Annotated in this window: 20 protein-coding genes; 16 read left to right on the top strand and 4 right to left on the bottom strand. The window is 68.7% G+C overall.

All coding sequences use genetic code 11. The features are described from left to right. The first annotated feature begins 54 nt into the window (after nucleotides 1-54). The 3 genes from secD to AC1DW3_RS01320 are packed head-to-tail and all read left to right on the top strand — an operon-like array spanning nucleotide 55 to nucleotide 5,496. Complete coding sequence (gene secD, locus AC1DW3_RS01310) at nucleotides 55-1,941, top strand: protein translocase subunit SecD (protein WP_477927915.1); 1,887 nt, start codon at nucleotides 55-57, stop codon at nucleotides 1,939-1,941. A 12-nt stretch (nucleotides 1,942-1,953) separates the two neighbouring features. Further along, the gene (gene secF, locus AC1DW3_RS01315; RefSeq protein ID WP_477927917.1) at nucleotides 1,954-2,988 is read left to right on the top strand and encodes a protein translocase subunit SecF; all 1,035 of its coding nucleotides are present in this window, start codon (nucleotides 1,954-1,956) and stop codon (nucleotides 2,986-2,988) included. A 45-nt stretch (nucleotides 2,989-3,033) separates the two neighbouring features. After that, the gene (locus tag AC1DW3_RS01320) at nucleotides 3,034-5,496 is read left to right on the top strand and encodes a DUF1631 family protein (protein ID WP_477927919.1); all 2,463 of its coding nucleotides are present in this window, start codon (nucleotides 3,034-3,036) and stop codon (nucleotides 5,494-5,496) included. 103 nt (nucleotides 5,497-5,599) lie between these two features. Here AC1DW3_RS01320 and AC1DW3_RS01325 read toward each other — a convergent pair whose 3' ends face one another. The 3 genes from AC1DW3_RS01325 to AC1DW3_RS01335 all read right to left on the bottom strand — a co-directional run bounded on the left by AC1DW3_RS01325 (nucleotide 5,600) and on the right by AC1DW3_RS01335 (nucleotide 8,402). Continuing rightward, nucleotides 5,600-6,052 carry a Smg family protein gene (locus AC1DW3_RS01325; RefSeq protein ID WP_477927921.1) on the bottom strand — a complete coding sequence of 151 codons (453 nt, stop codon included), beginning with the start codon at nucleotides 6,050-6,052 and terminating at the stop codon, nucleotides 5,600-5,602. 86 nt (nucleotides 6,053-6,138) lie between these two features. Further along, nucleotides 6,139-7,230, bottom strand: coding sequence for a DNA-processing protein DprA (gene dprA, locus AC1DW3_RS01330; RefSeq protein ID WP_477927923.1), 1,092 nt, complete (start codon nucleotides 7,228-7,230; stop codon nucleotides 6,139-6,141). Next, nucleotides 7,230-8,402 carry a LysM peptidoglycan-binding domain-containing protein gene (locus tag AC1DW3_RS01335; RefSeq protein WP_477927926.1) on the bottom strand — a complete coding sequence of 391 codons (1,173 nt, stop codon included), beginning with the start codon at nucleotides 8,400-8,402 and terminating at the stop codon, nucleotides 7,230-7,232. The genes dprA and AC1DW3_RS01335 overlap by 1 nt, the downstream gene beginning before the upstream one ends. Nucleotides 8,403-8,518: 116 nt before the next feature. Here AC1DW3_RS01335 and def point away from each other — a divergent pair, with 116 nt between their 5' ends. The 11 genes from def (at nucleotide 8,519) to AC1DW3_RS01390 (ending at nucleotide 19,133) form a co-directional block, all read left to right on the top strand. Further along, complete coding sequence (gene def, locus AC1DW3_RS01340) at nucleotides 8,519-9,055, top strand: peptide deformylase (RefSeq protein WP_477927928.1); 537 nt, start codon at nucleotides 8,519-8,521, stop codon at nucleotides 9,053-9,055. Next, nucleotides 9,055-9,987, top strand: a complete 933-nt coding sequence (fmt, locus tag AC1DW3_RS01345; protein ID WP_477927930.1) for a methionyl-tRNA formyltransferase — start codon at nucleotides 9,055-9,057, stop codon at nucleotides 9,985-9,987. The genes def and fmt overlap by 1 nt, the downstream gene beginning before the upstream one ends. A gap of 57 nt (nucleotides 9,988-10,044) precedes the next feature. After that, nucleotides 10,045-10,890: a zinc metalloprotease HtpX gene (htpX, locus tag AC1DW3_RS01350; RefSeq protein WP_477927932.1), complete on the top strand. Its 846-nt coding sequence runs from the start codon at nucleotides 10,045-10,047 to the stop codon at nucleotides 10,888-10,890. A gap of 47 nt (nucleotides 10,891-10,937) precedes the next feature. Next, nucleotides 10,938-11,324: a hypothetical protein gene (locus AC1DW3_RS01355; RefSeq protein WP_477927934.1), complete on the top strand. Its 387-nt coding sequence runs from the start codon at nucleotides 10,938-10,940 to the stop codon at nucleotides 11,322-11,324. A gap of 127 nt (nucleotides 11,325-11,451) precedes the next feature. After that, entirely contained in the window at nucleotides 11,452-12,210 is a 759-nt protein-coding gene (locus AC1DW3_RS01360) for a head GIN domain-containing protein (RefSeq protein WP_477927936.1), read from the top strand. Nucleotides 12,211-12,301: 91 nt separating this feature from the next. Continuing rightward, the gene (locus AC1DW3_RS01365) at nucleotides 12,302-12,952 is read left to right on the top strand and encodes an AzlC family ABC transporter permease (protein WP_477927938.1); all 651 of its coding nucleotides are present in this window, start codon (nucleotides 12,302-12,304) and stop codon (nucleotides 12,950-12,952) included. Nucleotides 12,953-13,037: 85 nt separating this feature from the next. Beyond that, nucleotides 13,038-13,367: an AzlD domain-containing protein gene (locus AC1DW3_RS01370; RefSeq protein ID WP_477927940.1), complete on the top strand. Its 330-nt coding sequence runs from the start codon at nucleotides 13,038-13,040 to the stop codon at nucleotides 13,365-13,367. A 67-nt stretch (nucleotides 13,368-13,434) separates the two neighbouring features. Continuing rightward, entirely contained in the window at nucleotides 13,435-14,628 is a 1,194-nt protein-coding gene (locus AC1DW3_RS01375; protein WP_477927942.1) for a phosphoglycerate kinase, read from the top strand. Between the two features lie 60 nt (nucleotides 14,629-14,688). Next, complete coding sequence (locus AC1DW3_RS01380; protein WP_477927944.1) at nucleotides 14,689-15,945, top strand: GGDEF domain-containing protein; 1,257 nt, start codon at nucleotides 14,689-14,691, stop codon at nucleotides 15,943-15,945. Between the two features lie 76 nt (nucleotides 15,946-16,021). Next, the gene (locus AC1DW3_RS01385; protein WP_477927946.1) at nucleotides 16,022-18,340 is read left to right on the top strand and encodes an NADP-dependent malic enzyme; all 2,319 of its coding nucleotides are present in this window, start codon (nucleotides 16,022-16,024) and stop codon (nucleotides 18,338-18,340) included. Nucleotides 18,341-18,383: 43 nt separating this feature from the next. Next, nucleotides 18,384-19,133, top strand: a complete 750-nt coding sequence (locus AC1DW3_RS01390; protein ID WP_477927948.1) for a transporter substrate-binding domain-containing protein — start codon at nucleotides 18,384-18,386, stop codon at nucleotides 19,131-19,133. Here the strand turns inward: AC1DW3_RS01390 and AC1DW3_RS01395 are convergent. After that, nucleotides 19,130-20,062: a DMT family transporter gene (locus AC1DW3_RS01395; RefSeq protein ID WP_477927950.1), complete on the bottom strand. Its 933-nt coding sequence runs from the start codon at nucleotides 20,060-20,062 to the stop codon at nucleotides 19,130-19,132. The two genes, AC1DW3_RS01390 and AC1DW3_RS01395, sit on opposite strands and share 4 nt — an antisense overlap. Before the next feature lie 20 nt (nucleotides 20,063-20,082). Here AC1DW3_RS01395 and AC1DW3_RS01400 point away from each other — a divergent pair, with 20 nt between their 5' ends. After that, nucleotides 20,083-20,676 (top strand): helix-turn-helix domain-containing protein, encoded by a 594-nt coding sequence (locus tag AC1DW3_RS01400; RefSeq protein ID WP_477927952.1) that lies wholly within the window; start codon nucleotides 20,083-20,085, stop codon nucleotides 20,674-20,676. 16 nt (nucleotides 20,677-20,692) lie between these two features. Beyond that, nucleotides 20,693-21,166: a GNAT family N-acetyltransferase gene (locus AC1DW3_RS01405; RefSeq protein WP_477927954.1), complete on the top strand. Its 474-nt coding sequence runs from the start codon at nucleotides 20,693-20,695 to the stop codon at nucleotides 21,164-21,166. Nucleotide 21,167: the final 1 nt, after the last annotated feature.

Here is a 21,167-nt window from a genome sequence, read left to right on the forward strand (position 1 = left end):
GCCCTGCGCCCATCTCCCGGGCTCTACGCGCCGGGCGCTGACAAGGAAGTCCCCATGAACCGCTATCCGCTCTGGAAGTACGCGATCTTGCTCGTCGCGCTGCTGATCGGCACGTTGTACACGCTGCCCAACCTCTTCGGCGAAGCGCCGGCCGTGCAGATCTCCAGTGCCAAGGTCACCGTCAAGGTCGACTCGGCCCTGGTCACCCGCATCGAGACGGCGCTGCAGCAGGCCAGCGTCAAGGCGGACTTCGTCCAGTTCGACGGCACCTCGGTCAAGGCTCGCTTTGGCGACACCGACACCCAGATCAAGGCCAAGGATGTCATCAGCAAGGCTCTCAATCCGGACGCGGCAGAGCCAAGCTATACCGTCGCACTGAACCTGCTGTCGCGCTCGCCGCAATGGCTGGCCAGCCTGCACGCCAACCCCATGTACCTGGGCCTGGACCTGCGCGGTGGCGTGCACTTCCTGATGCAGGTCGACATGAAGGCGGCCCTGACCAAGAAGGCCGAGGCGCTGGCCGGCGATGCGCGCACCATGCTGCGCGACAAGAACATCCGCCATGCCGGCATCTCCCGCGATGGCAACACCGTCATCGTTGCCTTCCGCGACGCCGAGCAGCGCACGGCGGCCACGGAAGTGCTGAAGAACCAACTGCCCGACGTCATCTGGACGCCCGTGGGAGAAGGTAGCGAACTGCAGCTGACCGGCAGTCTGGCGCCCAAGGCCCAGCTCGCCGTGCAGGAAGCCGCCGTCAAGCAGAACATCACGACGCTGCACAACCGCGTCAACGAGCTGGGCGTGTCTGAGCCCGTCATCCAGCAGCAGGGCCTGGACCGTGTCGTCGTGCAACTGCCCGGCGTGCAGGACTCCGCCCGGGCCGAGAAGATCATCGGCCGCACCGCCACGCTGGAGCTGCGCATGGTGGACGACGGCAGCGAGGCGCTGGAGGCGCTCAAGGGCAACGGCCCCGTGCCCTTTGGCACCGAGCGCTACATCGACCGTGGCTTCGGCCCCATCATCGTCAAGCGCCAGGTGGTGCTGACCGGCGATGCGCTGGTCGACGCGCAGACCGGCTTCGACGAGAACCACCAGCCTTCCGTCGACCTGACGCTGGACGCCAAGGGCGCCCGCATCTTCAAGGACCTGACGCGCGAGAACATCGGCAAGCGCATGGCCATCATCCTGTTCGAGAAGGGCAAGGGCGAGGTCGTGACGGCACCGGTCATCCGCGGCGAGATCCCGAACGGCCGCGTCAAGATCTCGGGGGCGATGACCACGCAGGACGCCAACGACACGGCCCTGCTGCTGCGCGCCGGCTCGCTGGCCGCGCCGATGGAGATCATCGAATCGCGCACCATCGGCCCGAGCCTGGGCAAGGAAAACATCGAGAAGGGCATCGCCAGCGTCACCTGGGGCTTTGCCGCGGTGGCCGCCTTCATGTGCGTCTACTACCTGCTGTTCGGCGTGTTCTCGTCGCTGGCCCTGGGCTTCAACCTGCTGCTGCTGATCGCGGCGCTGTCGCTGATGCAGGCCACGCTGAGCCTGCCGGGTATCGCCGCCATCGCGCTGGTGCTGGGCATGGCCATCGACTCCAACGTGCTGATCAACGAGCGCGTGCGCGAGGAACTGCGCAGCGGCGAAACGCCCCAGCAGGCCATCCGCCTTGGCTACGAACGCGCCTGGGCCACCATCCTGGACTCCAACGTGACGACGCTGATCGCCGGTGTGTCGCTGCTGGTGTTCGGCTCCGGCCCCATCAAGGGCTTCGCCGTCGTGCACTGCCTGGGCATCCTGACCTCGATGTTCTCGTCGGTCGTGTTCTCGCGCGGCCTCGTGAACCTCTGGTACGGCCGCCAGAAGAAGCTCAAGAGCGTGTCCATCGGCCAGGTCTGGAAGCCCGAGCCTGAAGCCGAGACGACCGACGTCGCCAAGGCCTGAGAAAGCTAGAACATGGAACTCTTTCGCATCAAGCGCGACCTGCCGCTGATGAAGCATGCGTTGATCTTCAACGCCATCTCCTTCATCACCTTCGCGGCCGCCGTGTTCTTCCTGATCACGCGCCCCCTGCATTTCTCCATCGAGTTCACCGGCGGCACCGTCATCGAGGTGGCTTACCCGCAGGCGGCCGAGATCGAGAAGACCCGCCACACCATCGAGAAGATGGGTTATGGCGAAGTCCAGGTGCAGAACTTCGGCTCCTCCAAGGACGTCATGATCCGCCTGCCGGTGCGTGCCGGCGAGAAGCAGACCGAGGTGGTCGGCAAGGTCTTCAATGAGCTGTGCGTGGCCGAGACCGGCACCGTCACCGAGCACCAGGAGGTGACGGCCCAGGGTGAGGAGGTCAAGAAGCAGGTCTGCAAGAAGGCCGACGGCGCCGAACCCATCAAGCTGTCGCGCGCCGAAGTGGTCGGCCCGGCCGTCGGTGCCGAACTGGCCCAGGACGCCGCCAAGGCCCTGGCCGTGACGGTGATCGGCATCATGATCTACTTGGCCATCCGCTTCGAGTGGAAGTTCGCGGTCGCCGGCATCATCGCCAACCTGCACGACGTGGTCATCATCCTGGGCTTCTTCGCCTTCTTCCAGTGGGAGTTCTCGCTGGCGGTGCTGGCGGCCATCCTGGCGGTGCTGGGCTACTCGGTGAACGAGTCCGTCGTCATCTTCGACCGGGTGCGCGAGGCCTTCCGCAAGTTCCGCAAGATGAACACGCACGAGGTCATCGACCACGCGATCACCTCGACGATGAGCCGCACCATCATCACCCACGGCTGCACCCAGCTGATGGTGGTGTCCATGCTGCTGTTCGGCGGCCCGACGCTGCACTACTTCGCCGTCGCGCTGACCATCGGCATCCTGTTCGGCATCTATTCCTCGGTATTCGTGGCGGCGGCCATCGCGATGTGGCTGGGTGTCAAGCGGGAGGACCTGGTCAAGGCCTCGGTGAATCGTGACGACCCCAACGATCCGAACTCCGGGGCCGTCGTGTAGAGTGATCGCAACCATTCACTCAAGCCGCGCCGCCATCAACCGTCCATGACCGCCGCTCGTAACCAGGCCCTGGCGACCCAGGCGCGGCGCGTCTATCTGGAAGCCCTGGTGCGCGGCATGACGCCGCTGGTCGCGGCCGTCGGCCAGGGCGCCGCCCAGTTGCTGGCCCAGGGCGCGCCCCACGCCATCATGATGGCCCGGCGCGACGCCGTGCAGGCCTGGCAGAAGCTGGGCCCGAACTGGCAGATGGCCATCGTCGCGGCGCTGCGCCACGCGGCCGTGCATGGTGTCTCCGACAACGCCCGCGAGCACGATTCGACCGTGCCGGCGCAGTCGCTGAAGATGAGCCTGGTCGATGATTCGACCATCGAGCGCGAGATCACCAGCTCCCGCCTGGCCCTGGTCATGATGGACCGGGCCACCTGGGAGTTCACCGACCTGCGCACCCGCATGCAGGCCCTCGAGGCCCATGACGACCTCGACCCCCTGGACCTGCTGCGCGCCCACGTCGTCGCCCGCGTGGCCCTGGATGCCTGGTCTCGCGTCGGCCTGGACGCCAACATCTGGCAATTGCTGCACCACGAGCTGCACGAGGAATTCGCCCAGCTCATCAGCGAGGCCTATCACGAGACCAACCGCTGGTTGATCGCCCAGAAGGTGCTGCCCGAGGTCGACCTGCGGCCCTTCATCCGCCGCACGGCCCAGGCCGCCGCGGCAGCCACGGCAGCGGCCACCGGAGTGCCTGTCCCCCCGCCGCCGCCGGCCTCGCCCGGCCCCGGTCTGGCCCCCACGTCGGGCCCGGTGCCCATGGTGTCGGCACGCAGCAAGGCCAGCAGCCAGGCCGACGAGGTCATGGCCCAGTTGCAGCGCGTGCTGGCCCGCCATGTGCCGGGCTTCCCGGTCACCAAGAGCCAGGTGCCGGCGCGCCCCGGTGGCGGCAAGCCCAGCCTGGCCGACGTGGCGCCCAGCCATCCCGCCAGCCTCGGTGGCAGCGCCGGCGCGTCGACCAGCGATGCCTCCGCCGCTGGCGCCAGCAGGCCCTCGCTGGCCGATGCGCCGCCCGCCCTGGCCGCTTCGCCACGGCTGCTGGGCGCCATCAAGCATGCCCAGGAGTCCTTCCAGCGCCGTCCCGGCACGGCCGGGGCCGACACGGGCTCGGGAGGCAGCGCGAGCGCGCCGCGCGCGCTGGAGGAGATCGGCGCCCGCAACCAGGCCTTCAAGCAGGTCCTGAAGCAGGCCGCCAGCAACCCGGCCGAGCGCGCGACCATCGAGATCGTCGCGATGATGTTCCAGAACATCCTGACCGAGGAGCGCATCCCGGCCACGGTGCGGGTCTGGTTCGCGCGCCTGCAGATGCCGGTGCTGCGCGTGGCCGTCAGCGAGCCCGACTTCTTCGCTGCCGCAGACCACCCCGCGCGTCGTCTCATTGACCGCATGGGCGCCTGCGTGATGGGCTTCAACACCGCCCACGCCACCGGGCCGGGCGCGGAGCGTGCCAGCAACGATGCGCTGGAGCGCGAGATCAAGCGCGTCGTGCAGGTCGTCGAGGCCTACCCTGACACCGGCCGCCGCGTCTTCGCGACCGTGCTGACCGAGTTCGAGAAATTCCTCGACCACTATTTCGAGAACGAGAACCAGGCCTCCAAGCGCGGCGTGTCGCTGGCCCAGCAGGTCGAGCAGCGCGAGACGCTGGCCATCCAGTACACCATCGAGCTGCGCAAGATGCTGTCCGAGGTGCCGGTGCAGGATGGCGTGCGCGACTTCCTCTTCCACGTCTGGGCCGACGTGCTGGCCGTCACGGCCGTGCGCGCCGGCGCCCAGTCCGACGTGACCAAGGTCATGAAGCGGGCCGCGGCCGACCTGATCTGGAGCGCCAGCTCCAAGGCCTCTCGCGAGGAGCGTGCCGAAGTCATCCGCCGCCTGCCGCCGCTCTTGAAGACGCTGCGCGACGGCATGGGCCACGCCGGTCTGCCGATCGACAAGCAGGACGAGCATGTCCGCTCGCTCAACAACGCGCTGGCCGCGGCCTTCACGGCCAAGACGGCGGCCATTCCACGCGAGCGCCTGGACGAGTTGATGGACCAGCTCGAGACGCTGGAAGCCATGCTGCCCGAGGACGTCGAGGGCGGCGACAGCCACGTCGACGAGATGCTGGTGCGCGACCTGTCCGGCCACGAGTCCGAGGGCATGGAAGTCGTTGCCGAGGGCGGTTCGGCGCCGACGCCGGCCATGGTCGCCTGGGCCCGCGAGCTGCAGGTGGGCGGCTGGTTCATGCTGGACTACCGCGGTCGCAACGAGCAGGTGCAGCTGGCCTGGCGCGGCCTGCGCAAGCAGCTCGCCCTCTTCGTCACGCCCAAGGGCCGTGGCGTGCTGTTCTCGCTGAACCGCATGGCCGCCTTCCTGCAGGCCGGCCTGCTGCTGCCGGCCCAGGATGAGGCCCTGACCGTGCAGGCGACGCGCAAGGCGCTGGCCAAGCTGGATGCCGACCCGGGGCAATTGCTCAAATGATTTCGGGTCAGACCTGGGCGCGAAGCACACTGCTCTGACCCCCACTGACTCAAGAATTGAAAACGGCGCCCGAGGCGCCGTTTCTGTTTGCAGATCCCGAGGATCAGTGGATCAGCCGCTCTTCCGGTGCGACGAAGAGTTCGTCGAGGATCAGTGCATCGGGTTCCTCGCCCAGGCTCCAGAACACCATCAGCACGATGATCTTCAGGTCTTCCAGATCCATCGGGTTGCCGGAGATGGCCATGGCGCGGTCGATGACCATCTCGCGCATCGGCCCGGGCAGCACGCCGGCGGATTCGAGGAAGCTGACGAAGCTGATCGAGGCTTCGCCCAGGTGCTCCATCTCGGCAGGCGAATAGACACGCATCGCGTGTTCACTCTGCTCGCCCTGGTAGGACTCGCCGGACGCGGCCAGACCGTCCAGCCAGGAGAGGGCTTCCTGGATTTCATCGTTCTCGAAGCCCACCGCCGTCAGCTTGCGCGCCAATTGCGCATGGTCGGGGCAGGCGTCCGGGCGCCAATAGGTCTCGTAGAGATAAACCAGGACATCGAACATCGTGAGGGGATGATAGCCCAGGGTCTGGCGGGCCTCGGACGCGAATAACCCCTCGGATCGGGCTCTGATATCCGCGGTTAAGCTTGCTATCCCGCTCTACGGCGCTGGAAAAGCTGGCCCGCCAGGCGGGCGATCTGGCCGTCCAGTTCCAGCTCCAGCAGGGCCGCGCTCAGCTCGGCTGCCGGCCAGCCGCTGCGGGCCATCAAGGCGTCCAGGCTGACCGGGTCGAAGCCCATGGCGTCCAACAGCGCCTGCTGCTCGTGCGGTGTCTCCGTGCTCTCCGGCGCCGCGCTGGCGGCGCCCAGCGGTGGCAGCTCCTCCAGCACATCCTCGGCCGACTCGACGAGCTTGGCACCCTGGCGGATCAGCGCATGGCAGCCGCGCGCCTGCGGCGAATGGATGGAGCCGGGGATGGCGAACACCTCGCGGCCGGCCTCGACGGCCTGCCGGGCCGTGATCAGCGAGCCCGACTGCACGGCCGCCTCGACGACGAGGCAGCCCTGGGCCAGGCCGGCAATGATGCGGTTGCGCTTGGGAAAGTTGGCCGGCAGCACCGGTGTGCCCAGCGAGTATTCGCTGACGATGAGGCCGCCGCCGGCCAGCAGCCGGGCGGCGAGCTGGGCGTTGTGGCGGGGGTAGACCTGGTCCAGGCCGGTGCCGACGACGGCGATGGTGGCGCCCTCGGCGTCCAGGGCCCCCTCGTGGGCGGCGGCGTCCACACCCAGGGCCAGGCCCGAGACGATGGTGTAGCCGGCGCGCGCCAGCGCGCGGGCAAAGGCGCGCGCGTTGTCGCGGCCCTGGGCGGTCGGGTTGCGGCTGCCGACGACGGCCAGGGACGGCGTCGCCAGCAGCTCGCGGCGGCCCTGCAGCCACAGCAGCAGCGGTGGGTCGGCCGTGGCCAGCAGGCGGGGCGGGTAGTCGGCATCGCCGAGCGCGAGCAGGTCGTGGCCGGGTTCAGTCAGCCAGGCCTGGGCCTGGGTGATGAGTTCCTGGAGATGGTCAGGCGGCTTGCTGAAGGCTTCGCGCTGTTTGCCCGGCAGCGCCTGATCCAGGGCCGCGGCCGGCAACTCGAAAACCGCTTGCGGGCTGCCGGCCATGGCCAGCAGGCGCCGAGCAGCGGCCGGGCCAACGCATTCGGTCAGCCGCAGCCATGCCGCCAGCTCGGCGGGGTCGAGCATCAGGGTTGGGTGAAGCGGTCGCCCGGTCGAACAGGCTCTTTCACCGAGATGATCAGCGCATAGGACACGCGCTCATAGACCTCGAAGACGAACAGGACGCCGTGGCGTTCGTCGGGGAGCTTGATGTTTTCGGCCTTGTCCTGCGTCTTGTCCACGACCCGGGCGCCGTCGCGCCACAGCGCGAACACATGGCCGCGTTCCACGCCGTCGCGCTTGCCGCGGTTCAGCGCGACGATCTGGTTCTGGCCCGCATTCAGCGCTTCGCCATAGACCGACGCGATTTGACCCGTCATGCTCCTGTCCGGCGCATGGGGCACATAGCGCTCGAGATTGCGCGACGGGGCCGGCGCCAGGCGGTCGCCAACGCCCACTTCCTGCTTGATCTGCCGGATGGTCATCGTGGCGGGCACGATGTCGGTCTTGCCATCGGGGCCAGGGCGTTCCGCGCCAAGGCGGGTCAGCTCGGCCAAGCCGACGTAGGGCGCCTCGTAACCCAGGATCTCCTTGGTGGTGGGGTCGGTGATCGGGCGGGCATTGCGGAAGACGCGGAAATCGGTGCCGCTGCCGAAGTCGCCGCGGGCATAGGCCAGGTCACCCTGGCCGAGCAGCACATGGCCTTCCTGGGCGGCGACGATGCGCGGCGCCGTCGCCAGCGCGTCGGTCTCGAAGACGACGGCGTCGGTCAGGAAGGGCTGGATCAGATGCAGGGGGATGGTCGGGATGGGGTTGCCGTCCATGGCCGAGATGCGCATCTGCGGGCGCAGCTTGACGACGCCATTGCCGCCCTGGTTGCCGCCGACGCCCTGGGCGAACTGCAGCCGGGCCCGGCCGTCGATCTTGACCAGCATCAGCACCTGGCCGGGATAGATCAGGTGCGGATTGCGGATCTGGTCGCGGTTCATGCCCCAGAGTTCGGGCCAGCGCCAGGGGCTCTTCAGGAACAGCCCGGAGATGTCCCACAGGGTGTCGCCGGGTTTGACCACATGCTGGTCGGGGGCGTTCGGCGCCAGCTCGGACAGCGGCACGCCGGCGGAAGCGACCTGGTCGGCCACGCGGCGCTGTTCGCCGGTGACGGGCAGCTGGGCCGCTGTCTGGGCCCAGGCTGAGGTCGCCGTCGCGAGGGCGAGGCTGGTCGCAAGGACTGCGAAGTGGACGGGGCGTGCAGCGGGCATCGGGCGCGGTCTCCGAGGGGATTGCCGGATCGGCGAAAATCCGGGTGATTCTGCCCGCAATCACAGGGGGCAACCAACAACCGCTAGCGCTCGTTTGCGAGTGCTTACAAGGCGCCATGGCCCAACTAGACATCCTCCGCTACCCCGACCCGCGTCTGCACACCGTTGCCAAACCGGTGTCCGCCGTGGACGAACGCATCCGCCAGCTCGTCGATGACATGCTGGAAACCATGTACGCCGCCGACGGTGTCGGCCTGGCCGCGACGCAGGTCGACGTCCACGAGCGCGTCATCGTCATCGACACGTCGCAGGATCGCGACACTCCGCGCGTGCTGATCAACCCCGAGCTGGTCAAGACGAGCGAGCGCATGGTCGAGGGGGAGGAGGGCTGCCTGTCCGTGCCGCAGATCTACGACAAGGTGCCGCGCCATGCCGAAGTCACCGTGCGCGCGACCAACCGCGATGGCGAGGTCTACGAGTTCGACGCCGAGGGCCTGCTTGCCGTCTGCGTGCAGCACGAGATGGACCACCTGCTCGGCAAGGTCTTCGTCGAATATTTGAGCCCGCTCAAGCGCGACCGCATCAAGACCAAGATGGTCAAGAAAACGCGTGAGGAAGAGGCCGAGGCCAAGAAGCGCAACCAGAGGTTCTGATGCGGGTTGTCTTTGCAGGCACGCCGGAGTTCGCCGCGGTGGCGCTGGACGCGCTGCTCGACGCCGGTTTCACGGTGCCGCTGGTCTTGACCCAGCCCGACCGGCCGGCGGGGCGCGGCATGAAGTTGCAGGCGTCAAGCGTGAAGCAGCGCGCCGTCGCGGCCGGCATCACTGTCGCCCAGCCCCAGGGCCTGAAGCTGGATGGCAAATACGCCGTCGATGCGGCGGCGGCCCGCGAGGCGCTGCTGGCGGCGGACGCCGACGTCATGGTCGTCGCCGCCTATGGCCTCATCCTGCCGCAATGGGTGCTCGACACCCCGCGCCGCGGCTGCCTGAACATCCACGCCTCGCTGCTGCCGCGCTGGCGCGGCGCGGCGCCCATCCACCGCGCCATCGAGGCCGGCGACGCCGAGACCGGCATCACCATCATGCAGATGGACGCGGGCCTGGATACCGGCGCCATGCTGCTGATCGGCCGCGAAGCTGTTCGGCCCGACGACACGACGGCCGTGCTGCACGACCGCCTGGCCGCGCTGGGTGGCCGGCTGATCGTCGAGGCGCTGCAGGCCGAACGCCTGACGGCGACGCCGCAGCCCGCGGAAGGCATCACCTACGCCCACAAGATCGAGAAGGCCGAGAGCGCCATCGTCTGGACGCAGCCAGCCGCCGAGATCGAGCGCCGCCTGCGGGCCTTCGACCCCTTCCCGGGCGGCGTCGCTACGCTGGCCGGTGAGGTGATCAAGGTCTGGCGGGCCGAAGCCGTCGACGGCGGCGGTGCGCCGGGCGAGGTCATTGCCCCGGGCCCTGTCGTCGCCTGCGGCCAGGGCGCCCTGCGATTGACCGAATTGCAGCGTGCCGGTGGCAAGCGGGGGCCGGCGTCGGCTTTCCTGCAGGCCCGGCCCATCGCCGTCGGCGAGCGCTTCGACGCTTGAACTGGGGCTGCATGGCACCATCTGCCACGCTGTCTGCCACTTCGAAAGCCTGCTGAGATGTTCAACCTCGTGAAGACCGCCGTCCTGATGGCCGCCATCACGGCGCTGTTCATGGCCATCGGGTCCTATGTTGGTGGCCAGGCCGGCATGCTGATCGCGCTGCTGGTGGCCGTGGGCATGAATTTCTTTGCCTACTGGTTCTCGGCCGACATGGTGCTGCGCATGTACAACGCCCGCCAGGTGGATGCGAGCTCGGCGCCGCAGTTCTACGGCATGGTGCAGGAGTTGGCCCAGCGTGCCGGCCTCCCCATGCCCAAGGTGTATCTGATCGACGAGGACGCCCCCAACGCCTTCGCCACCGGCCGCAACCCTGAACACGCTGCCGTTGCCGCGACGACGGGCATCCTGCGGGTGYTGTCCGAGCGCGAACTGCGGGGCGTCATGGCCCATGAGCTGGCCCATGTGGCCCACCGCGACATCCTCATCAGCACGGTCAGCGCGACGATGGCCGGTGCGATCTCCATGCTGGCCAACTTCGCCGGTTTCTTCGGCGGCCGTGACGAAAACGGCCGGCAGACCAACATCATCGCCAGCATTGCCATCGCCTTCCTGGCGCCCCTTGCCGCCGGCCTGATCCAGATGGCCATCAGCCGTGCCCGCGAGTTCGAGGCCGACCGCGGTGGCGCCGAGATCTCCGGCGACCCGGCCGCGCTGGCCTCTGCACTGGACAAGATCCACCGCGTCGCCCAGGGCATCCCGCTCAGCACCGCCGAAGCCCACCCCGAGACGGCGCAGATGATGATCATGAACCCGCTGTCCGGCGGCGGGCTGCGTGGGCTGTTCTCCACCCACCCGTCGACCGAGGAACGTGTCACGCGGCTGCTCGCCATGGCGAAGCGCTAGCCCGGCTCGGTCTCAAGTTACCCTCGCGCCAGCCGATAGCTGAGCCCATGAAGCGCCTTCTTCTTGTCCTGCCCCTGCTCGCCGCCCTGTCCGCCTGCGAGCAGCTCGGCATCGACGACCCCGTCAAGCTGGCCGCCGCCAAGGAAGCCGAGGGCAAGGCCATCGGCAGCGCCTGCCGGCATGCGATGCGCGCCATCGAGGACTGCTATGTGCTGAACCCCAAGGCCCAGAAGGCCGCCGTCTACACCGGCTGGCGCGAGATGGACGAGTACATGCGCGAGAACAAGCTCGAAGGTGTGGCGCCCGTCGTGCCGCGTCCGGGCTCGGTCAAGCCCAAGGATGACGAGCCAGAAGCCAAGCCAGCCGACAAGACTGCTGAAAAAGCCGCTGAAAAGCCGGCCGAAAAGGGCAGCGACAAGGCCAAGGGGCACTGATCCAGCCCCGGATCAGCGCATTCAGACGCATTTCGCGCCTTCCATCCTGCGCACCGTCGCCTGCCCCGGGGCGATCCCGCCGCGGCTCGGCACCATGGGAACCATCCCAACCTCGATGGAGCCCACCATGAACACCTCCCGCCGCCTTTTTGCCCTCGGCCTCGTCGCGGCCGCCGTCTTCAGCGGCTCCGCCCAGGCCTGGAGCTGGAGCATCAACAGCGAGCGCGTCAACGGCAACGGCGACATCGCCACCGAGACCCGTGACACCGGCGCCTTCGACGCCGTGGCGCTGACCGGCGGCTTCAATGTCGTCATCCGCCAGGGGGCCGGCAACAAGGTCGAGGTCAAGGCCGACAGGAATCTGCTGCCGCTGATCGAGACCCGCGTCGTCGATGGCAGCAAGGGTCGCACCCTCGAAATCTCGCCCAAGAAGGGCGTCAACGTGAACAGCTCGACCAACCCCAGCTTCACCATCGAGATGCCCACCCTGCGTGCGATCTCGGTGGCTGGCTCGGGCACCGTCAAGGTCGAGGCCATGAAGACGGCCGGCGTCGACGCTGCAATAGCCGGCTCCGGCGACATCCGCTTCGCCGGCCTGGACGCCGAGCGCCTGGGCATGAAGGTCAGCGGCAGCGGCGACATCGTCGCGGCCGGCCGCTGCGCCAGCGCCAATGTGTCCATCGCCGGCAGCGGTGACGTGAAGGCGGCCGACCTGGTGGCCGAAGACGTCAAGGTCACCATCGCCGGCAGCGGCGACGCCCAGGTCAATGCGACCAAGCGCCTCAACGTCTCCATCGCCGGCTCGGGCGACGTGAAGTACGCCGGCTCGCCGGAGATCACCAGCTCCGTCGCCGGCAGCGGCAAAGTCCGTCGCATCGGCCAGTGATTGAAGTGCCGCCGACAATGGCGGCATGAGCTTGTCTTCCAGGTTGCGTGCGCTCGCGGCCGATCCTGATTTCCGCCAAGGCGCAAGCGACATGGCCTCGCCCTCCCTGGGCCTGGCCGCCTGGGGGCTGGTGACCGGCGTCACCATGGTGAAAAGCGGCCTGAGCATCCCGCTGGCCATGGGCATGTCGCTGCTGGTGTTCGCCGGCAGTGCCCAGCTGACCGCCCTGCCGCTGATCGCCGCCGGCGCCCCGCTGTGGGTGCTGCTGGCCACGGCCTTCTGCGTCAACCTGCGCTTCGTCATCTTCAGCGCGCAATGGCGCAACTATTTCGGGCATCTGCCAAGGGCCCGCCGGCTGACCCTGACCTATTTCGCGGCCGACCTGAACTTCGTCTACTTCATCAAGCGCTACCCCGACCCGGTGCCGGCGCCCGAGCAGCCGCGCTATTTCTGGGGCGGCGTGGCCGTCAACTGGCCGACCTGGCAGGTCTGCTCCTTCACCGGCATCCTGCTGGCCGAGCGCATCCCGACGCATTGGGGCATAGGCTTCGCCGGCGTGATGGCCCTGCTGGGCCTGTCCTATTCGCTGCTGACCGAGAAGATGCTCTGGTGGGTGGCGATCACGGCCGGCGCCGTGTCGATCGCGACCTATTCGCTGCCGCTCAAGCTCAACATCCTGTGTGCCATCGTTGCCGCGGGCGCGGTGGGCTGGTGGCTGGACAGCCGGAGGGCCAAGGCATGAGCGAGCGCCGAGCGCAGGGCCGCCCCAAGCCGGCGCGTATCCCCTCGGGGGATCGGGCGGCGTACTCGCTGACCGAGGGGCAGACATGAGCGAGTGGATGATCTGGATCGCCCTGTTCGGCCTGGGCGCCATCACCGCGCTGACGCGCGGCTTTTTCATGATCGGCGAGAAGCCCTTGCCCATCCCCGACTGGCTGCGCGAACTGCTCAAGGTGGCGCCTTTGGCCGCTCTTGTTGCTGTCGTGGCGCCGGAGATCTTCATGACGCAAGGCCACGTCATCACGACCTGGCAGGACGCGCGCTGGCCCGCCGCCGTGGCGGCAACGGCCTACTACTTCTGGCGCAAGGGCATCCTCGGCACCATCCTGGTCGGCATGGCCGTCATGCTGCCCTTGAAGCTCGGACTCGGCTGGTAACCGCGCCGGAACGCGGGGCGGAGAGAATCGCGGCATTCCCGATTCCTCAACTTCGCATCGTCCGACCATGAACGTCATCCGCTTTACCGACCTGATCGCCGCCGGCAAGGTGGCCGGCCAGCGCGTCTTCATCCGCGCCGACCTCAACGTGCCGCAGGACGACGCCGGCAACATCACCGAGGACACCCGCATCCGCGCCTCGCTGCCGGCCATCAAGATGGCCCTGGACGCCGGCGCGGCCGTCATGGTCACCTCCCACCTGGGCCGCCCGACCGAGGGCGAGTTCAAGCCCGAGGATTCGCTGGCACCGGTGGCCGCGCGCATGGCCGAGCTGCTGGGCCGCCCGGTGCCGCTGCAACGCGACTGGGTCGACGCCGTCTCCGTCGCGCCGGGTGAACTGGTGCTGCTGGAGAACTGCCGCGTCAACAAGGGCGAGAAGAAGTGCAGCGAGGAGCTGTCCCGCAAGCTCGCGGCGCTGTGCGACATCTTCGTGAACGACGCCTTCGGCACGGCCCACCGCGCCGAGGCCACGACCTATGGCATCGCCAAGTTTGCCAAGATCGCTTGCGCCGGCCCGCTGCTGGCGGCCGAGATCGATGCCATCACCAAGGCCCTRGCCAACCCGCGCCGCCCGCTGGTCGCCATCGTCGCCGGCTCCAAGGTGTCGACCAAGCTGACCATCCTGCAGAGCCTGTCAAGCAAGGTCGACGGCCTCATCGTGGGCGGCGGCATCGCCAACACCTTCATGCTGGCCGCAGGCCTGAAGATCGGCAAATCGCTGGCCGAACCCGATCTGGTCGACCAGGCCAAGGCCGTCATCGAGGCGATGGCCGCGCGCGGCGCCGCCGTGCCCATCCCCGAAGACGTCGTGACGGCCAAGACCTTCGCCGCCGGTGCGACAGCCTCCGTCAAGGCGGCCGTCGACGTGGAAGACGACGACCTCATCCTCGACATCGGCCCCAAGACGGCCGCCAAGCTGGCCGAGCAGCTCAAGGCCGCCGGCACCATCGTCTGGAACGGCCCGGTCGGCGTCTTCGAGTTTCCGGCCTTCGCCCATGGCACCGAGGCCATCGCGCGCGCCATCGCCGAGAGCGTCGCCTTCAGCATCGCCGGTGGCGGCGACACGCTGGCCGCCATCGCCAAGTACGGCATCGAGAAGGACGTGGGGTACATCTCCACCGGTGGCGGCGCCTTCCTGGAAGTGCTGGAAGGCAAGACGCTGCCGGCCTTCAAGATCCTGGCCGAGCGCGCAGCGGCCTGATTTCACGGTCACGGGCGGCCGCGCTGGCCGCCCGGCATCACCGGCCACCACAATGGCCGGATGGTCCTGCGCTGGCTTCTCGCCCTGCTCGTCGTCACGACGCTGCTGGGCCTTTATGCCAACGAATACTGGATGACCCGCCACCTCGTGCTCGATGGGCGCGGTGCCGGGCAGCATCTGGAGGTCATCGACGACCAAAGCAGCGGCGGCAAGAGCGTGGCGACGCTGGATGCGCCCGCGGGCGGCCCGGTGGCCATGCATTGCGAGATTCGCCCCGGCTATGAATGGCCCTATTGCGAACTGCAATTCGAGATGAAGGGGCGGATGCTGGACCTGCGCAACTTCAGCCACATCCGCCTGTGGCTGCATGCCGACGGGCCGTCGCTGGACCATGGCCCGGCCCAGGTGCGCGTCTTCCTGCGCAATGCCAACCCGGCCTATACCAAGCCGGGCGACGCCGAGAGCCTCAAGCCCCAGGAGGTCACGTTCGCCCCGGGCGCGCAGCCTCAGCCGGTCGAGCTGCGGCTGTCGCAATTCGCCGTCAGCTCCTGGTGGGCCCAGACCCATCACCTGCCCATAGCCCTGGTGGGGCCGGAGATGGACAGCATCCGCGTCATCAGCTTCAGCACCAGCGGCCAGGTGGCGCCGGGCCAGCACCTGATCCGCGTGGACCGCGCCGAGCTCGTGGGCGACTGGGTCGCGCCCGAGACCTTCCGCCTCGGCCTCGTCGGCCTGTGGATGTTCAGCCTGCTGGGCTATCTGGCCTGGGAGAGCTGGTCGGTGCATGGGCGCCTCAAGCGCTCGATGAAGCGCTCGCGGGCGCTCGAGAAGATGGCCCTGCGCGACCCGCTGACCCGCGTCGCCAACCGCGACGGCCTGAACCGTGCGCTGGAGCTGCTGATGCAGGTGCAGGGCGACATGAGCTTCCCGCTGTCGGTCGTCTTCGTCGATGCCGACCATTTCAAGCGCGTCAACGACGAGCATGGCCACGACGTGGGCGACCAGGTGCTGGTGCTGCTGGCCCGCACGCTGCGGGCCAACCTGCCGCGCGACGACCTGCTGGCGCGCTGGGGTGGCGAAGAGTTCGTCATCGTCATGCCGCAGACGCCGGCCGACGAGGCCGTGGCCGTGGCCGAGCGGCTGCGCCAGGTCATGGCGCGCGTCGAATGGCCGGCCGGCCTGAAGGTGACCGCCAGCTGGGGCGTGGCCCAGGCCACGACGCCGGCCGAGGTGGACACGGCCCTGCGCGAGGCCGACCAGGCCATGTACCGGGCCAAGCACGAAGGCCGCGACCGGGTGATATCCGCTTCGGCATAGATCGCCAGAAAACCTGCATCAACCGGGGCTGAAACGCGGCGTAACCTACGGGGGTTATCCCTGGAGACACGCCCTCATGGAAAAGAACAACGCTCCCTTGTCGCCTGCCGAAGCCGCGCTGCGCGACGCCGCCCTCGACTACCACCGCAGCCCGACGCGCGGCAAGATTTCCGTCACGCCGACCAAGGCCCTTTCCAACCAGCGCGACCTGTCGCTGGCCTATTCACCGGGCGTGGCCTATCCCTGCCTGGACATCGAGCGCGACCCGGCGCTGGCCGCCGAATACACCTCGCGCGGCAACCTCGTCGGCGTCATCACCAACGGCACCGCCGTGCTGGGCCTGGGCGACATCGGCCCGCTGGCGGCCAAGCCGGTCATGGAGGGCAAGGGCTGTCTGTTCAAGAAGTTCGCCGGCATCGACGTCTTCGACATCGAGCTGGCCGAGCGTGACCCGGACAAGCTCGTGGAGATCATTGCCGCGATGGAGCCCACGCTCGGCGGCGTGAACCTCGAGGACATCAAGGCGCCGGAATGCTTCTACGTCGAGAAGAAGCTGCGCGAGCGCATGAACATCCCCGTCTTCCACGACGACCAGCACGGCACGGCCATCATCTCGTCGGCGGCACTGCTCAACGGCCTGGAGCTGGTGGGCAAGGACATCGCCAAGGTCAAGGTCGCGGTGTCGGGTGCGGGCGCCGCTGCCATCGCCTGCCTCGACGTCATGGTGGGCCTGGGCGTGAAGCGCGAGAACGTCTTCGTCTGCGACTCGCGCGGCGTCATCCAGAGCGAGCGCGAGGATGCCAAGGCGGGCAAGCTGGATGAGTCCAAGCAGCGCTATTGCCAGATCACGACGGCACGCACCTTGGCCGATGTGGTGGATGGCGCCGATGTCTTCCTCGGCTGTTCGGCTGCGGGCGTCCTGAGCCCCGACATGGTCAAGACCATGGGCAGCCAGCCCATCATCCTGGCCCTGGCCAACCCCGAGCCGGAGATCCGCCCCGAGCTGGCCAAGGCGGTGCGGCCCGACTGCATCGTGGCCACCGGCCGTTCGGACTACCCGAACCAGGTCAACAACGTGCTGTGCTTCCCCTACATCTTCCGGGGCGCGCTGGACTGCGGCGCCACCAAGATCACCGAGGGCATGAAGCTGGCCTGCGTGCGCGAGATCGCGGCGCTGGCCAAGGCCGAGACGTCGGATGAAGTCGCGGCGGCCTATGCCGGCCAGGAACTGGCTTTCGGCCCGGACTATCTGATCCCCAAGCCCTTCGATGCGCGCCTGATCCTGCGCATCGCCCCGGCCGTCGCGGCGGCGGCGGCGGCCGACGGCGTCGCCACGCGCCCCGTCACCGACCTGCTCGCCTACCGCCAGTCGCTGGAGCGCTTCGTCTACCAGACCGGCATGTTCATGCGCCCGGTCTTCGCCGCCGCCAAGACGGCGCCGGCCCGCGTCATCTACGCCGAGGGTGAGGACGAGCGCGTGCTGCGTGCCGTGCAGGTGGCCCTGGACGAAGGCATCGCCAAGCCGACGCTGATCGGCCGCCCCGCCGTGCTCGAAGCGCGCATCCAGCGCGCCGGCCTGCGCCTGAAGCTCGGCGACGATGTGGCCGTCATCGATCCCGAGGACGACCCGCGCTTTCGCCTCTATTGGGAGGCCTACCACCAGCGCATGAAGCGCGAGGGCGTGACGCCGGAGATGGCCAAGTCGGCCGTGCGCCGCTCCAACACGGCCATCGGCGCGCTGGCCATCCAGCTGGGTGATGCGGACGCGATGATCTGCGGCATGGTCGGCCGCTTCGACCGCCACCTCGAGCAGGTGCGTGACCTCGTCGGCCTGGCCCCGGGCGCCCGCCAGTTCGCCGCGATGAACGCGCTGATCCTGGAGCAGATGACGCTCTTCATCACCGACACCTTCGTCAATGACGATCCGACGGCCGAGGAGCTGGCCGACATTGCCGCCATGGCCACGGAAGAGGTGCAACGCTTCGGCTTGCCGCCCAAGCTGGCCTTCGTCAGTCATTCGATGTTCGGCTCATCCACGCGCCCGTCGGCCGTGAAGATGCGCCGCGCCCACGAGCTGTTCGCGGCCGCCCACCCCGACGTCGAATGCGATGGCGAGATGCATGGCGACGCGGCCCTGTCCGAGAGCGTGCGTTCGGCCTTCCTGCCCGACAGCAAGCTCAAGGGCGCGGCCAACCTGCTGGTGCTGCCGACGCTGGACGCCGCCAACATCCTGTTCAATGTGCTGAAGATCAGCGCCAGCCATGGCGTGACGGTCGGTCCCATCCTGCTCGGCGCGGCCAAGCCGGTGCACATCCTGACCCCTTCGGCGACGGTACGCCGCATCGTCAACATGACGGCCCTGGCCGTGGCCGAGGCGAACGGGGTGCGCCGCTGAAGCGGGCCGGTGGCATCGCGGTCCTCTCTGATACCGTGTTTGCGTGAAGCTCAGCGCCCACCCCTCCCGCCGCCTGCTGATCGCCTTGCTGGCCGCCTGCCCGGCTGCCCGGGCGGGTGCCGCCGACCTGGTGCTGTACTACGAGGAGCGACCGCCGCTGATGAGCCGCCAGGACAACCAACTGGCGGGCGTCCAGGGCGCGCCGGCCATGGCCGTGTTGCAGCGCGCCGGCATCACGGTGGAATTGCGCGAGGCGCCCGTGGCGCGCCAGGTCGCCATGATCAAGCGCAACGCCGAGCCGGCCTGTGCGCTGGGCCTGTACCGCACCCCTGAGCGCGAGAAGGTCGGCAAGTACTCGCGGCTGCCGGTCTACAGCAGCCCGCCCCAGAGCCTGATGATCCGCAAGGATGGGCGGCTCAAGGACATCCATCGTTTCGCCATGGTCCTGCAGTCGCCCAGCGTCACGCTGGCGCTGCGCCTGGGCTATTCCTACGGGGCCGAAACCGACAAGGCCCTGGCCGAGAGCAGCGCCAAGGTCGTCCGCTCGTCGGACCACAGCCTGGCCCGCGCCCGCCTCGTGCTGCTGGGCATCGCCGACGCGGCCCTCTTCACCGAGGAGGAAGGCGAAGCCCTGATCAAGCAGTTGGGGGAGGCCGGCGCCGCGCTGGAACTGCGGCGCCTGCCCGATGCGCCGCCTGGGGAAGGGCGCTTCTTCTTTTGCAACAAAGCGCTGCCGGACCGGCAGCTGCGAGCCATCGACGACGCGATGGGCGCCCCCCGTCCAGGTCCCTAGCCGGGCGCGCTGCTGTCGAGGGCCTGGCGCTCCGGCCGGAAGGCGGCAGCACCGAACTGCGCGAGCGCCACGCCGGCCAGGATGACGGCCGCCGCCAGCACCTTGTGCAGGGAGAAGGCCTYGCCGCCCCAGGCCCAGGCGGCCAGGCCGGCGATTAGCGGCATCAGGTAGATCAGCGGCGCGGTGCGGGCCACGCCGCGCATTTCATTCGCCCAGCCCCAGGCCAGCCAGCCCAGGAAGCCACCGCCGATGACCTGCCAGGCCAGGCCCGGCCAGATCCAGGTCGGCTGGGCCGGCCAGTCCATGGCCAGCAGGGCCGGTGAGCACCACAGCAGCATCGGCAGGGTACAGATCAGGCTGCCATAGCCCAGCACCGTCACGCCGCCGTGGTGCTGGATCAGCGGCTTGCTGGCCACCGTGTAGTAGCTGAAGAGGGCGGCGGCGACCAGCAGCGTCAGGTCGCCCAGACCCGCCCGCCAGTCGGCGGCCAGCAGCTTGTCGGACGTGAACAGCAGGGCGCCCGTCGCGGCCATGGCCACGCCGGCCACCTGGCCGCGCGACAGGGTCTCGATGCCGCTGAAGCGCAGGATCAGCAGCGTGAACACCGGCCCGCAGGCCAGCAGCACGCTGGCACTGAAGGCGGTGGAGCCCTGCATGCCATAGGCCGACAGCAGCAGGTGCAGGCCCTGGCCGATCAGCGTCAGGCGCACCAGCGGCCAGACCTCGCCGCGGTCCAGCCGTGGCCAGCGCAGGCCGAAACGCCAGCACAGCAGGGCCACGGCGCAGAAGGGCATCAGCAGATAGCGCAGGCCCAGGAAGCCGGTCGGGCCGACCTGGGTGAACAGGGCTTTCGACAGCGGGAAGTTCAGCCCCCAGGTCAGCACGACGGCCAGGGCGGCAACAAGGGGAGCGGTCTGGCGGTCCTTCATATCGGCTAGCATATTCTCATATGAGAGAAGAATTCTCTGAATTGAGCGACGAGGGCCAGTTCGAGCGCCAACTGGCCGAGCGCCTGGCCGCGCTGCGCACGCAGGCCGGTTGGTCGCTGGACGAACTGGCCTTGAAGAGCGGCGTCAGCCGCGCCACGCTGAGCCGGCTGGAGCGCGCCGAGACCAGCCCGACGGCCACATTGCTGTCCCGGCTGGCCCGCGCCTATGGCCTGCCGCTGAGCCGGCTGCTCGCCGAGGCCGAGGCGCTGCCGGTGCGTCTGCTGCGCGCCGCCGACCAGCCGCGCTGGCATGACGTGCAAAGCGGCTTCGAGCGCCTGATGCGCTGCCCGCCGCTGGCTGGCTTCGCGACCGAGGTCATCGAGGCCCGCCTCGCGCCCGGCGCCGAGTTGGCCTATGACGAGCCCACCGTCGCGCGACTGGAGCACCACCTCTGCCTGCTCGAGGGCAGCATCACGCTGACCCTGCAGGGCCAGGCCTTCGAGCTGGGCGCTGGCGACTCGATCAGCTTTCGTTGCCTGGGCCGCAGCGTCTTCACCAACCCGGGGCCCGAATCCGCGCGCTATCTGCTCGCGATGACAGTGCCTTCGCTGTAACTGGTATCGAACCACCATGACCGCAGACCCGCCCATCCGCCTCGCCCCGCTCGACCCCGGCCACCCCGATGCGCAGGCCTTGATGGCCTTGTCGGAGGCCTATATGGGCGCCCTCTATCCGAGCGAGAGCAACCATTTCGAGCCCGCCGACGGCCTGCGCGCGCCGCAGGGCAGCTTCCTCGGGTTCTGGCGCGGCGAGCAGCTCGTCGGCTGTGGTGGCGTCAAGTACTTCGATGCCGACGGCTATGGAGAGATCAAGCGCCTTTTCGTCCTCGACAGCGAGCGCGGCCGCGGTGTCGCGCGGCAGCTGATGGCGAAGTTAGAGGCCGGGCTGCTGACGCGCGGCGTGCGGCTCGCGCGGCTGGAGACGGGCATCCACCAGCCCGAGGCCCTGGCGCTGTACCGGCGCCTGGGCTATGTCGAGCGCGGCCCCTTCGGCGGCTATGCGCCCGACCCGCTGAGCGCCTTCTTCGAGAAGACGCTGGCCTGAA

Source organism: Roseateles sp. P2_H4 (assembly GCF_056403315.1).